The 13340-nt window shown below is 58.3% G+C and carries 14 protein-coding genes and 1 tRNA gene; 7 read left to right on the top strand and 8 right to left on the bottom strand.

Annotation, left to right across the window (positions count from 1 at the left end; translation table 11 throughout):
• The first annotated feature begins 73 nt into the window (after positions 1–73).
• Positions 74–889, top strand: coding sequence for an inositol-phosphate phosphatase (gene suhB, locus N7D90_RS04445; protein WP_026013996.1), 816 nt, complete (start codon positions 74–76; stop codon positions 887–889).
• Positions 890–996: 107 nt separating this feature from the next.
• On the opposite strand, the gene N7D90_RS04440 is transcribed toward suhB, so the two are convergent.
• The 6 genes from N7D90_RS04440 to queA all read right to left on the bottom strand — a co-directional run bounded on the left by N7D90_RS04440 (position 997) and on the right by queA (position 7074).
• Complete coding sequence (locus tag N7D90_RS04440; RefSeq protein WP_261741052.1) at positions 997–1524, bottom strand: glycine zipper 2TM domain-containing protein; 528 nt, start codon at positions 1522–1524, stop codon at positions 997–999.
• Positions 1525–1645: 121 nt separating this feature from the next.
• Positions 1646–2560: a protein translocase subunit SecF gene (secF, locus tag N7D90_RS04435; RefSeq protein ID WP_261741051.1), complete on the bottom strand. Its 915-nt coding sequence runs from the start codon at positions 2558–2560 to the stop codon at positions 1646–1648.
• A 9-nt stretch (positions 2561–2569) separates the two neighbouring features.
• Positions 2570–4438, bottom strand: a complete 1869-nt coding sequence (secD, locus tag N7D90_RS04430) for a protein translocase subunit SecD (protein WP_261741050.1) — start codon at positions 4436–4438, stop codon at positions 2570–2572.
• Between the two features lie 66 nt (positions 4439–4504).
• Complete coding sequence (yajC, locus tag N7D90_RS04425) at positions 4505–4843, bottom strand: preprotein translocase subunit YajC (RefSeq protein WP_003443398.1); 339 nt, start codon at positions 4841–4843, stop codon at positions 4505–4507.
• A gap of 42 nt (positions 4844–4885) precedes the next feature.
• Positions 4886–6001 (bottom strand): tRNA guanosine(34) transglycosylase Tgt, encoded by a 1116-nt coding sequence (tgt, locus tag N7D90_RS04420; RefSeq protein WP_261742376.1) that lies wholly within the window; start codon positions 5999–6001, stop codon positions 4886–4888.
• A gap of 11 nt (positions 6002–6012) precedes the next feature.
• Positions 6013–7074 (bottom strand): tRNA preQ1(34) S-adenosylmethionine ribosyltransferase-isomerase QueA, encoded by a 1062-nt coding sequence (gene queA / locus N7D90_RS04415; RefSeq protein ID WP_261741049.1) that lies wholly within the window; start codon positions 7072–7074, stop codon positions 6013–6015.
• Positions 7075–7180: 106 nt separating this feature from the next.
• Here queA and N7D90_RS04410 point away from each other — a divergent pair.
• The 5 genes from N7D90_RS04410 (at position 7181) to N7D90_RS04390 (ending at position 11628) form a co-directional block, all read left to right on the top strand.
• Positions 7181–7265: transfer RNA gene (locus N7D90_RS04410), tRNA-Leu, on the top strand.
• A 227-nt stretch (positions 7266–7492) separates the two neighbouring features.
• Positions 7493–7699, top strand: coding sequence for a hypothetical protein (locus N7D90_RS04405; protein WP_395246886.1), 207 nt, complete (start codon positions 7493–7495; stop codon positions 7697–7699).
• A gap of 149 nt (positions 7700–7848) precedes the next feature.
• Entirely contained in the window at positions 7849–8388 is a 540-nt protein-coding gene (locus N7D90_RS04400; protein ID WP_261741048.1) for an RNA polymerase sigma factor, read from the top strand.
• Positions 8385–9224 (top strand): FecR family protein, encoded by an 840-nt coding sequence (locus tag N7D90_RS04395; protein ID WP_261741047.1) that lies wholly within the window; start codon positions 8385–8387, stop codon positions 9222–9224. The genes N7D90_RS04400 and N7D90_RS04395 overlap by 4 nt, the downstream gene beginning before the upstream one ends.
• A gap of 76 nt (positions 9225–9300) precedes the next feature.
• A complete protein-coding gene (locus N7D90_RS04390; protein WP_261741046.1) occupies positions 9301–11628 on the top strand; it encodes a TonB-dependent siderophore receptor in 2328 nt (775 codons plus the stop codon).
• A 344-nt stretch (positions 11629–11972) separates the two neighbouring features.
• On the opposite strand, the gene N7D90_RS04385 is transcribed toward N7D90_RS04390, so the two are convergent.
• The gene (locus N7D90_RS04385; protein WP_261741045.1) at positions 11973–12416 is read right to left on the bottom strand and encodes an SRPBCC family protein; all 444 of its coding nucleotides are present in this window, start codon (positions 12414–12416) and stop codon (positions 11973–11975) included.
• A 183-nt stretch (positions 12417–12599) separates the two neighbouring features.
• Between N7D90_RS04385 and N7D90_RS04380 the strand changes: the two genes are divergently transcribed.
• Positions 12600–12929, top strand: a complete 330-nt coding sequence (locus tag N7D90_RS04380) for a hypothetical protein (protein WP_261741044.1) — start codon at positions 12600–12602, stop codon at positions 12927–12929.
• Here N7D90_RS04380 and N7D90_RS04375 read toward each other — a convergent pair whose 3' ends face one another.
• Entirely contained in the window at positions 12930–13319 is a 390-nt protein-coding gene (locus tag N7D90_RS04375) for a c-type cytochrome (protein ID WP_261741043.1), read from the bottom strand. It abuts the gene before it with no gap.
• Positions 13320–13340 lie beyond the last annotated feature (21 nt).

Raw genomic sequence — 13340 nt, 5'->3', positions numbered from 1 at the left:
ACGCAAACCTTCATCTACCAAAGTTTTCTGATAGAATATTCGGCTTTCTTTAACAACCTTAGGTGAAACGTCCATGCAGCCCATGCTGAATATCGCGCTGCGCGCCGCCCGCAGCGCCAGTGAATTGATTTTCCGCTCCATCGAGCGCCTGGATACCATCAAGGTTGACGAAAAAGACGCCAAGGATTACGTCTCTGAAGTCGATCGTGCTGCTGAACAGAAAATCATCGACGCCCTGCGCAAGGCCTACCCGACGCACGGCATCCTCGGTGAAGAAACCGGCATGCACCCAGGCAGCGGTGAAGGTGAAGACTACCTGTGGATCATCGACCCACTGGATGGCACCACCAACTTCCTGCGCGGCGTTCCACACTTCGCCGTCAGCATCGCTTGTAAATACCGTGGCCGCCTTGAGCACGCAGTGGTTCTCGACCCGGTTCGCCAGGAAGAGTTCACCGCCAGCCGTGGCCGTGGCGCCCAACTGAACGGTCGTCGTCTGCGCGTAAGCGGCCGCACCAGCCTCGAAGGCGCCCTGCTGGGCACTGGCTTCCCGTTCCGCGACAACCAGATGGACAACCTGGATAACTACCTGGGCATGTTCCGCAGCCTGGTTGGCCAGACTGCCGGTATCCGCCGCGCAGGCGCTGCCAGCCTGGACCTGGCTTACGTTGCTGCCGGGCGTTTTGATGCATTCTGGGAGTCGGGCCTGTCCGAGTGGGACATGGCTGCAGGCGCACTGCTGATCCAAGAAGCCGGCGGCCTGGTCAGTGACTTCACCGGTAGCCACGACTTCCTTGAAAAAGGTCACATCGTTGCCGGCAACACCAAGTGCTTCAAAGCTGTTCTGACCGCAATCCAGCCACACCTGCCGGCCTCGCTGAAACGCTAAGCGAAATTCGGACATAAAAAAAGCACCCTTCGGGGTGCTTTTTTTTGGCCAGTATTTACTCTCAACGTCACCAGCAAGCCCGCCCCACAAAAAAGGCAGGCTGCGGCTTAATTCAGAATCAGCTGACCCTGCTTGTCCACGGCAATTTCCTTGCCTGGCTCGTGATCCATCCGCACCTTGCCTTCCTTGCCATTAAGCGAATAACGCACGTCGTAGCCGACGACCTTGCTGCTGATGTCGTTGACCGTATTACAGCGCGTCTGGGTCGTAGTGTAGGTATCACGCTCCTGCATGCCTTCCTGCACCTTGTTCCCCGCATAACCACCGCCGACCGCACCGGCTACCGTGGCAATTTTCTTGCCGGTACCGCCACCAATCTGATTACCCAGCAAACCGCCCGCCACCGCACCGATCACGCTACCAACGATCTGATGCTGATCCTTGACCGGCGCCTGACGTGTCACAGCCACATCCTTGCACACCTCACGCGGTGTCTTGATCTGCTGGTTGACCGGCACCACAGCCAGAACCTGCGCAGCATCAGGAGCTTTTACCAAGCTGTAGGTCGCGAAAGCACCTCCGGCAGTCACACCGACAGCACCCAATACAGCACCCACCAGCAAAGACTTGTTCACGTGAACCTCCAGACCATCACAAGTGGGAACAGTCCCACGCTACTCCCAGCCTTGGAGCACAAAAAAAGGCGCGAGTTCAATACTCGCGCCTTTTTGGTACAACCTTGTCGATAACTACCCGTTATGGACGGTCATCAATCTCTTTTTCACTCGCCACAGGCGGGATCAGATCCTCGGCACTGAGGTTCAACCAGATCAGCACCACGTTGGCGATGTAGATCGACGAGTAAGTACCCGCCAATACACCCACAAACAGTGCAATCGAGAAGCCCCACAAGTTATCGCCACCGAAGATCAGCAGCGCAGCAATTGCCAGCAAGGTGGAGATCGAAGTCGCCATGGTGCGCAGCAGGGTTTGCGTAGTCGAGATATTGATGTTCTCGACCAGAGTGGCCTTGCGCAGCACGCGGAAGTTCTCCCGTACCCGGTCAAACACCACAATGGTGTCGTTGAGCGAGTAACCGATGATTGCCAGCACCGCCGCCAACACCGTCAGGTCGAAGGTAATCTGGAACCAGGACAGGATGCCCATGGTCACGATCACGTCGTGAACCAGAGACACGATCGCGCCGACCGCGAACTTCCACTGAAAGCGGAAGGCCAGGTACAGCATGATGCCGCCCAGCGCCATCAGCATGCCAAGGCCGCCCTGGTCGCGCAGCTCTTCACCTACCTGCGGACCAACGAACTCGACGCGCTTGATGACTGCCGGGTTGGCCGTGTCTGCCTGACCCAGCGCAGCCGCTACCTTGTTACCCAGCAACGGGTCGTCACCAGGCATACGCACCAGCAAGTCAGTTGTCGCACCAAAGCTCTGCACCACAGCATCGTGGAAACCGGCCGAAGCCAGCTCGGTACGCACCTTGGTCAAATCAGCCGGCTTCTCGTAGGTCAGCTCGATGAGCGTACCGCCGGTGAAGTCCAGGCCGTAGTTCATGCCCTTGTGGAACATGCTGAACAAGGCCAGCACGGTAAGCAGTACAGTGGCGCCGAACGCAATGTTGCGAACGCCCATGAAGTTGATTGTACGTAACATGGCAGCCCCTTAAATCCACAACTTCTTGAAGTCCCGACCGCCATACACCAGGTTAACCAGTGCGCGGGTGACCATAATGGCCGTGAACATCGAGGTAAAGATCCCCAGAGACATGGTCACTGCAAAGCCTTTAACCGGCCCAGTACCCATGGCGAAGAGGATCCCGCCGACCAGCAGAGTTGTCAGGTTGGAGTCGACAATCGCTGTAAAGGCACGACTGAAGCCTTCGTTGATAGCCCGCTGCACTGTCATACCATTGGCAATTTCTTCACGTATCCGCGAGAAGATCAGTACGTTGGCATCGACCGCCATACCCATCGTCAACACGATACCGGCAATACCCGGAAGCGTCAGGGTTGCACCCAGCACCGACATCAGAGCCAGCAGCAAGACCATGTTTCCCGCCAGCGCCACCGTCGCGATCACACCGAAGAAGCGGTAGATGGCGATGATGAAGATCGACACAAACAACATGCCCCACAGCGATGCATCAATACCCTTGGTAATGTTGTCAGCACCCAGGCTCGGACCAATAGTGCGCTCTTCAGCGAAGTACATTGGCGCCGCCAGACCACCGGCACGCAACAGCAGAGCCAGCTCCGAAGCTTCACCCTGGCCATTCAGACCGGTAATCCGGAACTGACTGCCCAGCGGCGACTGAATGGTCGCCAGGCTGATGATTTTTTTCTCTTCCTTGAACGACTGAACCGGTACGTCCTTCTCAACACCATCAACCACTTTCTTGACGTAAGTCGTCACCGGCTTCTGCTCGATGAAGATTACCGCCATGCTGCGGCCAACGTTGCTGCGAGTGGAACGGCTCATCAGCTCGCCACCATGACCATCAAGCTTGATGTTCACCTGTGGCCGGCCGTGCTCGTCAAAACCTGCCTGGGCGTCGGTTACCTGGTCACCCGTGATGATCAGGCCACGCTCGATCTGAGCCGTAGGACGGTTGCCTTCACGGAACTCGAAGGTTTCGGAAGTGGCTTTGGAAGCGCCCGGCTCAGCAGCCAGACGGAACTCAAGGTTGGCCGTCTTGCCCAGGATACGCTTGGCTTCGGCGGTGTCTTGTACGCCTGGCAGCTCAACCACGATGCGGTTGGCACCCTGACGCTGAACCAAAGGCTCGGCAACACCCAACTCGTTGACCCGGTTACGGACGGTTGTCAGGTTTTGCTTGATGGAATATTCACGGATTTCCGCCAGCTTGGCCGGGGTCATCGCCAGACGTAGAACCGGCTGACCGTTCAGGTCGGCAGCGGTAATGTCGAAGTCATTGAAGCTCTTGCGGATCAGGCCACGCGCTTGCTCACGAGTTGCTTCATCAGTAAAGCCCAACTGAATGGCACCGTTGAGTTGCGGCAGGCTGCGATAACGCACTTTCTCTTTACGCAGCAGGCTTTTGACATCGCCTTCGTACACTTTCATACGTGCATCGACAGCTTTGTCCATGTCCACTTCCAGCAGGAAGTGCACACCACCCGACAAGTCCAGACCCAGTTTCATTGGGTGAGCACCCAGACTACGCAACCATTGAGGCGTGGTCTGTGCCAGGTTGAGCGCTACGACATAGTCGTCGCCCAAGGCCTTGCGTACGACATCCTTTGCCGGCAGCTGGTCGTCTTTCTTGACCAGACGCAGCAAACCACCTTTGCCATTCTGGGCCAGGGAAGCACCCTTCACAGCAATGCCTGCATCCGTCAGCGCCTTGCTTGCGCGATCCAGATCAGCTTGAGTGACCTGCAGGGCCGTGCTCGCACCCGACACTTGGATAGCCGGATCATCAGGGTACAGATTGGGAGCGGAATAAATAAAACCGATCGCCAGCACTGCCAGGATCAGTATGTATTTCCACAGAGGGTATTTGTTCAGCATCAATCACGCCGCCCGCTTAAAACGCGGGGCGCCTTGCGCGCCCCGTCGATTGTTAAAAGTTGAAACTTAGATCGCTTTCAGCGTGCCTTTTGGCAACGTGGCTGCAACAGAGCCTTTCTGAATTTTCAACTCGACAGTGTCAGACACTTCGATAACAACAAAAGCATCGGAAACCTTGACGATTTTGCCGGCGATACCGCCAGTGGTCACGATCTCGTCGCCTTTTTGCAGGTTACCCAGCAGGGCTTTCTGCTCTTTAGCGCGCTTGGCCTGTGGACGCCAGATCATCAGATAGAAGATGACCAGGAAGCCGACCAGGAAAATCCATTCAAAACCACCACCCATAGGGCCAGCAGCGGCAGGTGCAGCAGCGTCCGCGAAAGCGGAAGAGATGAAAAAGCTCATGAAGCACTCCAGTTGCAATGTTGTTTCTTAAAGGTCCGAAACTCAGTCCAAAGGCGGCACAGGCAGCCCGCGCTTGGCATAGAAGGCGTCGACAAAGGTGGCCAATGTACCCTGTTGAATAGCCTCGCGCAAACCAGCCATGAGCACCTGATAGTGCCGCAAATTGTGGATGGTATTGAGCATGCTCCCCAGCATTTCGCCGCACTTGTCCAGATGATGCAGATAAGCGCGGGAGAAGTTCTGGCAGGTGTAGCAGTCGCAAGTCGGATCCAGCGACGAATCATCATGGCGATGGAACGCATTGCGGATCTTGATTACACCGGTGTCGATAAACAGATGCCCGTTGCGGGCATTGCGGGTTGGCATCACGCAATCGAACATGTCCACACCGCGGCGCACACCCTCAACGAGATCTTCTGGCTTGCCAACCCCCATAAGGTAACGAGGTTTGTCAGCCGGCATCATCGCAGGCAGATAGTCCAGCACCTTGATCATTTCATGCTTGGGCTCGCCTACCGACAAACCGCCGATGGCCAGGCCGTCAAAGCCGATCTTGTCCAGACCGTCCAGTGAACGCTTGCGCAATTCCTGGTGCATGCCGCCCTGAACGATACCGAACAACGCCGCGGTGTTGTCGCCATGGGCATTTTTCGAACGCTGAGCCCAGCGCAACGACAGCTCCATGGAGATACGCGCCACGTCTTCGTCAGCCGGGTACGGGGTGCATTCGTCAAAAATCATCACCACGTCCGAGCCCAGGTCACGCTGGACCTGCATCGACTCTTCCGGGCCCATGAACACCTTGGCGCCATCGACCGGCGAGGCGAAAGTCACGCCCTCTTCCTTGATCTTGCGCATGGCGCCCAGGCTGAACACCTGGAAACCGCCCGAATCCGTCAGGATCGGACCTTGCCACTTCATGAAGTCGTGCAGGTCGCCGTGCTTCTTGATGACTTCAGTGCCAGGGCGCAGCCACAGGTGAAAGGTGTTACCCAAAATCATCTGCGCGCCGGTATCGACGATATCGCGCGGCAGCATGCCCTTGACCGTGCCGTAGGTACCGACCGGCATGAACGCCGGGGTTTCAACCACGCCACGGGGAAAGGTCAGACGACCGCGACGAGCCTTGCCATCAGTGGCAAGTAGCTCGAAAGACATACGACAGTTGCTCATGCTTGATCCTCTGGGGCCGGGGCAGGAGCCGTCGGCGCAGGATTGCGGGTGATGAACATTGCATCACCGTAACTAAAGAAGCGGTACCCATGCTCAACCGCAGCCTTGTAGGCCGCCATGGTTTCGGGATAACCGGCGAACGCCGAAACCAGCATCAGCAGCGTGGATTCCGGCAAATGGAAATTGGTCACCAAAGCATCGACCACATGAAACGGTCGACCCGGGAAAATAAAGATATCGGTATCGCCACTGAACGGCTTGAGCACGCCATCACGGGCAGCACTTTCCAGCGAACGCACGCTGGTGGTACCCACGGCAATCACCCGCCCGCCACGCGCCCGGCACGCAGCCACGGCGTCGACCACATCCTGGCCAACTTCAAGCCATTCGGTGTGCATATGGTGATCTTCAAGGCGCTCGACCCGCACCGGCTGGAACGTACCCGCCCCCACGTGCAAAGTCACAAATGCCGTATCGACGCCTTTGGCAGCGATGGCCTGCATCAGCGGCTCATCAAAATGCAGCCCCGCCGTCGGTGCCGCTACGGCACCCAGGCGTTGTGCGTAGACCGTCTGATAACGCTCGCGGTCTGAACCTTCGTCCGGGCGATCGATATAAGGCGGCAACGGCATATGCCCGACACGGTCCAGCAACGGCAGAACCTCTTCGGCAAAGCCCAGCTCGAACAACGCATCGTGGCGCGCCAACATCTCGGCTTCGCCACCACCGTCAATCAGGATCTTCGAGCCTGGTTTTGGCGACTTGCTGGAGCGCACATGCGCCAGCACCCGGTGACTGTCGAGCACCCGCTCAACCAGAATTTCCAGCTTGCCGCCCGAGGCTTTTTGGCCAAACAAGCGAGCCGGAATCACCCGGGTATTGTTAAACACCATCAAGTCGCCCGGGCGTAAATGCTCAAGCAAATCAGTGAATTGACGATGTGCCAGTACGCCGCTCTCCCCGTCCAGGGTCAGCAGGCGACTGTTGCGGCGCTCCGCCAAAGGATGGCGTGCGATGAGCGAATCAGGGAGTTCGAAAGTAAAGTCAGCAACGCGCATGATAGGTTTCGTCTAGCAGGGCCGGGGAGTTTAACGGACTTAGTAAAAATAGACCAATAAGTTGTTGACCGACCTAAATCTCATCTCTATACTTCGCCGCCATTGAGCCCTGATGGCGGAATTGGTAGACGCGGCGGATTCAAAATCCGTTTTCGAAAGAAGTGGGAGTTCGAGTCTCCCTCGGGGCACCATATAGCAGTACCTGCAAGTCTCTACCAGGACTTGCAGCACAGAGAAACCGGCCCCCGCGCCGGTTTTTTTGTGCCTGTCGATCTACCCCTGTCTCTCCCTATCCGCTGTGTCCCTGCATCCCTATATCCCCAATTGTATCCCGAGAAAAATACCGAGCTCTGGGATACAAGGATGAAGCGCGCCGACCCTCTGGAACAGAAACGTTCTGCCAAAGCTGCCATCGACATTGCCAAAGCCCGCTCCTTTCGCGCAACTGCTGACGCATGACTCAAGGCCGGGGACGCTGACACGCCGTCGGCGGCTCGAGCGGGTTTGGCATTGCAGAGGCCGTGATCTGGTGGCGATTCAGCAATGGGTGCAGGAGTGGAACGACCTGATGAACATGGAAGACCAGGCGGCGCTGATTAATGACCAGATCGCGCCCTACCAGTAAGCATTGGCGGCAAGTAATCGTCATTGGGGCGGCGGATGCTACTCGCCTCCTCCTGCAGTCCTTCGACCGAAGGCGATCATTGTCGAGGCTATGAATGGAAAGGTTTCTCATTTATATTTACAGCCGCTCTGCATCGCCTCAGGTCCATCATGTCGTTCGACCCAGCCAAGCCATCGCTGATCAGCACCCTGGTGCGTCACTACGACGACTTGGTCGACCATGTTCGTCGACGTTTCGGGGATCGGGGATTTGCCCGCGAAGTGGTGCATGACGTCTGCGTGCAATTGCTGGAAAAACGCGAACGAGAGGATGTGCGCACGCCATTGGCCTTGTTGCGCAAGATTTCCCACGACCAGGCGGTCAGCCGTTATCGCAGCGAACGCCGGCGCCAGGCCTTGATCGTCGCCCTGCCCGACCTGAGCGAGCCAGTGTGCGAAGCCCCCCTGCCACCGCGTCAATATGAGGCCGCCCGGGAATTCGAGCGCCTGGCCCAGGCCATCGCACAATTGCCGCCGCGCTGTCAGATGGTCTTCGTCATGCACAAGATTCATGAACTGTCGCAGGCCGAAGTGGCGGCGCAGATGGGCGTCTCCTTGAAGACCGTTGAAAAGCATCTGCGCCTAGGCCTGGCCGCCTGCCGCGCCTACCTTGATGACACTGATCTGCATGCCATGGAGCTTGCCCAGTGAGCCCCACGCGCCCCCCAAAACCGCCACTGTCCCGTGAAGATGAAGCACTCGCGCGCCATCGCGAAGAGTTGCGCAATCGCTTCCCGTTGCCGACACCTACGCCGCGCAAACCGCGCAAAACTCTAGGTGCCGCGATGTTGCTGGTGATGCTCGGCGCGGGGCTGGCCTGGATCGATCCGGCCTATCACAGCGAGCAGTTCCATACGGCGGTCGGCGAGCGCCGGGTATTGAATCTCGCCGATGGCAGTCACATGACTCTGGACAGCGACTCCCGGGCCTCGGTCACCTGGCACCTGCGTTCCCGGCATGTGCAACTGCAGTCCGGTCAGGCGCTGTTCGATGTGTCGAAGACCAGAATCCGACCGTTCCGCGTGGACGCGGGCACCACCCAAATCAACGTCCTCGGCACACTGTTCAGCGTCAGCCACCTCACGGATGCCGTGCGCGTGACGCTGGTGCGTGGCGCTGTCAGCGTGGGCACCACCGCCGATGCCGGGCACACCGTGCAACTGGTGCCGGGGCAGCAAGTCGATGTGCGGCAAAACCAGCTACAACCACCGCTCGCCGTCGACACCGAGGCCGCCATTGCCTGGAAGGACAATCGGCTGATTTTCTACCGCACGCCACTGGCCGAGGCGCTGGGGCAAATCCAGCGCTACCGCAAACCGTCTATTGTGCTCGATGACCCGAGCTTGGCCAGCCTGCCGATCAGCGGCGTGTTCGATAATCGTAACGTCGAAGACTTGTTGAACCTGCTGCCGAGCATCCTGCCCTTGAGCCTCAACACCGAGGCCGATGGCACTACGCATGTGCGGCGCAAGGCGGCGAAAAAATAATTTCCGACAGAGGTAGGGTTTTTCCGCACCCGTGGCGGCTAGTAAGGCAGACCCCACTTTCCAAGGAACACCGTCCATGAAGTACCGCCGGCATTTGCCTTTGTCCGTCCTCGCCACCAGCCTGTTGTTCGCCCTGTCGGCGCAGGCCCAGGACAAGGTCGAACTCGACCTGCCGAGCACCAGCCTGGACAAGGCACTCAATGCCCTGGCGCGGCAATCGTCGGTGCAGATCATCTTTGCCAGCGACATTACTGCGGGCAAAACTACCAACGCGGTCAAGGGCAGCTATACACCACAACAAGCCTTGTCGCGACTGCTCGACCACAGCGGCCTGCAATCCCGAGTGCGCGATGAGCACACGTTCATCATCGTCCCGGCACAGGAACCGGTGGCCGCCAAACCGCCCGAAGTCCAGTACATCGCGCCAATGGTGATCAAGGGCGACGTGCTCGGTGGCGCAACGGACCCGGAAGTCCTCACCTACCCCGGCAGCCGTTCGATGGTCAAAGAAGAAGACCTGAAAAAAGCCAGCGTGCGCGGCGTCGACGATGCGTTGCAACGGGTGCCTGGAGTGAAAATCTTCGACGAAACCGGCACCGGTGCCCTGCCGCAGATTTCCGTCAGAGGCCTGTATGAAAGCCGTAGCGGCCGGGTCCAGGCCTTGTCAGACGGCATTCCCCTGGCCCTCGCGCCTTACGGCCAGACCGGTTTGTCGCTGTTCCCGGTGACTCTCGCGACCGTCGACCGGATCGACATCGTGCGCGGTGGCGCCGCAGTGCAATACGGCCCGAACAACGTCGGCGGGGTGATCAACTTCATCAGCAAACCGATTCCCAAGGAATGGGAAACCACCTTGCAGGAACGCACCACGTTCAACGCCGGAGGCCGCCAATTGTGGGACACCTACATCGGCACCGGCGGCTACCTGACCGACAACTTCGGCCTGCAACTGGACCTCAATACCATCAATGGTGAAACCGCCCGCGAGCATTCCGACACCGATATCCAGAACTATCGCCTGCGTGGCCAATGGAACATCGACGATGATCGCGACCTGAGCTTCGGCGTGCAGCATTACAAGGCCGACATGGACCTGGCCGGCGCCCTCAGCGTCAAGGATTACAAGGACGACCCACGCCAATCGACCCGCCCATTGGACCGCTTCGAAGGCGATACCGACCGCGTCTGGGGCACCTACACCCAGCAATTGGGCGCGATGGGCCCGTTCGATTCAGTGGCATTCAGCTGGACCAACTTCGCTCACAACAGCTACCGCAACTTCGTGGTCGGCCTGCCCTTCACCCCGGACGGCGCGGCGGTGACCAAGCAGGACGGCCCGCGCGACTTTAAGGTCTGGGGCACTGAACCGCGCCTGAGCATGAGCATCGATGGTGACAGCTTCAGCCAGACCTGGTTGCTGGGCGCGCGTTACGTCAAGGAAGACATCGACTACAAGGTCAATCGCCAAAGCCTCGCCACAGGCACCACCACGCCGTTCCGCGACTGGACGTTCGAAGACGATGCCAAGGCCTTTTACCTCAGCAACGCCATCGGCCTGCTCGACAACCGGCTGACCATTACGCCGGGCGTGCGTTACGAAAACGCGCGCATGAACTACGACGACGGCATCACCGGGTTCCAGCATGAAAACAAATCAGAAGAATGGCTGCCCGGCCTGACCGTGGGCTTCCAGGCCAGCGATGACTGGTTCATCTACGCCAACGCGCAGAAATCCCTGCGTCCGCCGCAGGTCACGCAGATCGTCAAGGAAGGTGACGTCGGCGCCGAGTTGGCCTGGAACTACGAGACCGGCGTGCGTTATACGCCATGGCAAGGTCTGCGGGTGGACGCCGGTCTGTACCGTATCGATTTTAGCGACCAGATCGTCTATAACGCGACCACCGACCGCTTCGACAACCTTGGCAGCACCCGTCACCAGGGCATTGAGACCGAAGTGTTCTGGACCCCGGCCGCGCTGCCCGACCTCGACCTGCACGCCAGCTACGCCTACCTCGATGCCAAACAGCGCAACGGCGCCTTCAAGGACAACGAAGTCCCGTTCGCCTCAAAAAACCAGTTCAATGTCGACGGCCGTTATCGCTTCGCCGAGCACTGGACCTACAGTCTTGACGGCCTGTTCGTCAGCAGCGCCTACACCGACGCCGCCAATTCCGGTGACGAAGGCGCGACGGCTTCGGTGGGCAAACTCCCGGCCTATTGGGTATGGAATACCGCGATCGAGCGTGAGTTCAAACTCCAGGATAACAGCCTGCTGACCGCTTCAGCAGGCGTCAGCAACCTGTTCAACCGCGAGTATTACTTCCGCGGCATCGACACCAGCCCCTGGGGCCGTCAACCGGCACCTGAGCGGTCGTTGACGCTTGGGCTCAATTACCGGTTCTAATCCCATTAAGTTCAGAACCAAAAGATCGCCCCCCCCGTTTCACTCGACAGTTCCTGCAGGGGATACGCACTCCAAATGAACTGCCCCCAAAAGTTGGACACCAATCCTGACTTTTGGGGGCACAAACTCTGACTTAGTTCCTTCCCTGCTATTCAAGATCAACGAAAATCAGCTCGCCCTAGAGGCCCCAATCATGGAATGTCCGAAGTGGCAGAGATGCGCGGATCGGCGGACGCAGCCGACAATGTTCGGGGCGTCCTGATCTCAAGGTGCTGCTCAATGCACCTTGAATACAAAAAAACCGTGCTGCCTGCGGGATACAACTGCACTCGCAGCAGACTGCATCAAGGGATCTCTGGCTCAACCAGTTGGGCCAGCAGTACCAGCGACTCCTGCCACCCCAGGTAGCACGCCTCTGGCGGAATGATCTCGGGGATCCCCTCTTGCACCACAGTCAACTCCACGCCACAGAACACCTCACGCAAAGACACGGTTGTCTGCATGACGCCCGGCAGGGCGGGATCGTCGAATTTGTCCGTATAGCGAATCAGCTCATGGGGTACCAGCTCAAGGTATTCCCCGCCGAACGAGTGAACCTGGCCGCTACCAAAATTGCTGAACGACATTTTGAAAGTCCCACCTACCTTTGCGTCCAGATGGTGAACCTTGCCCGTAAACCCGTTCGGGGGCAGCCATTTGGTCAGGGCATCGGCATCCAGAAACGCACGATATATGCGCTCCGGCGTTGCTTTGATTATGCGGTGAAGCCGAATGGTATTAGAGGTCATGACTGCTCCAGAAATTATCGGAAACTGCGACCTTACAGCTTAGAAGACCCTGCGCACGCCGTGCCCGGCGGTGACGAGTGACCTGATGGCGACAGCTTTAGGCGGATAGCAATCCCTGACTGTACAATCGCGCGGCATAGCACCCATTGCATGAAGTACAGAATTTAATAGAGGACCCGGACCATGGAATTGACGCTGGAGGCAGTCGCCCTTTTCTCTCTCAAGCTGGTGCATGAGACGGACGGCAGCAGCCCGATTTTGCGCGACGATCCGGTGATGGACGACTATCAGCGCGACGTGTTTGCCTTTGAAGTGCGCAATGCCGATATCGATACCATCCAGCATAAAGTCGACCAGTGTCTGGATCTGGCGCTGAACGCTTTAGGCGGCGAACAGACACCCATGGGCCGCGAGCTGCAAAAGCTGTCCTGCGATGTCAGAAACGCGCAGACCCTGGAACAGATGCACCCTGCACTGCTGACGCTCAAGGATTACTTGAAGGCCGTTCAGTGATCACTGCCCCTGAAACGTCTCAATGTAAGCCAGCAGGTTGTCGATTTTCTCGGGATCACTGATCCCCCAGAAGATCATCCGCGTGCCACTCACCACTTTTTTCGGAGCCTCGATATAGGCCGCCAGTTTTTCCCGGGTCCACACCACGCCAGAGTTTTTCATGGCGTCGGAGTACTGGTAGCCAGCGCTCGCCCCGGCCAGCCGCCCGATCACGCCGTTGAGTTGCGGGCCAAAGCCATTGCGGGCGTTCTCCCCGATGCTGTGGCAGCCACCACAGGTTTTAGTGAACAGTGTGCCGCCCGCTTGCGCATCACCTGCCGCAGCCGCACCGGTGCTGAACAGTCCACCCGTGAGGATCAGGGCCAAGGTCAGCAGGGCGAGGGGCTTCATGGGTGACTCCGAATCAGGTGA

The organism is Pseudomonas fragi (genome assembly GCF_025426255.1).
GTDB classification, from domain to species: Bacteria; Pseudomonadota; Gammaproteobacteria; order Pseudomonadales; family Pseudomonadaceae; genus Aquipseudomonas; species Aquipseudomonas kulmbachensis.
The sequence above is the reverse complement of the archived record's forward strand: the minus strand, read 5'-3'. Positions and strand labels throughout refer to the sequence as shown.

Bases quoted from the DNA above. Each gene is read 5' to 3' on its own strand.
- suhB (WP_026013996.1), top strand. From the start codon at position 74: ATGCAGCCCATGCTGAATATCGCGCTGCGCGCCGCCCGCAGCGCCAGT.
- secF (WP_261741051.1), bottom strand. From the start codon at position 2,560: ATGTTACGTACAATCAACTTCATGGGCGTTCGCAACATTGCGTTCGGC.
- secD (WP_261741050.1), bottom strand. From the start codon at position 4,438: ATGCTGAACAAATACCCTCTGTGGAAATACATACTGATCCTGGCAGTG.
- yajC (WP_003443398.1), bottom strand. From the start codon at position 4,843: ATGAGCTTTTTCATCTCTTCCGCTTTCGCGGACGCTGCTGCACCTGCC.
- tgt (WP_261742376.1), bottom strand. From the start codon at position 6,001: ATGTCTTTCGAGCTACTTGCCACTGATGGCAAGGCTCGTCGCGGTCGT.
- queA (WP_261741049.1), bottom strand. From the start codon at position 7,074: ATGCGCGTTGCTGACTTTACTTTCGAACTCCCTGATTCGCTCATCGCA.
- N7D90_RS04400 (WP_261741048.1), top strand. From the start codon at position 7,849: ATGTCGTTCGACCCAGCCAAGCCATCGCTGATCAGCACCCTGGTGCGT.
- N7D90_RS04390 (WP_261741046.1), top strand. From the start codon at position 9,301: ATGAAGTACCGCCGGCATTTGCCTTTGTCCGTCCTCGCCACCAGCCTG.
- N7D90_RS04385 (WP_261741045.1), bottom strand. From the start codon at position 12,416: ATGACCTCTAATACCATTCGGCTTCACCGCATAATCAAAGCAACGCCG.
- N7D90_RS04380 (WP_261741044.1), top strand. From the start codon at position 12,600: ATGGAATTGACGCTGGAGGCAGTCGCCCTTTTCTCTCTCAAGCTGGTG.
- N7D90_RS04375 (WP_261741043.1), bottom strand. From the start codon at position 13,319: ATGAAGCCCCTCGCCCTGCTGACCTTGGCCCTGATCCTCACGGGTGGA.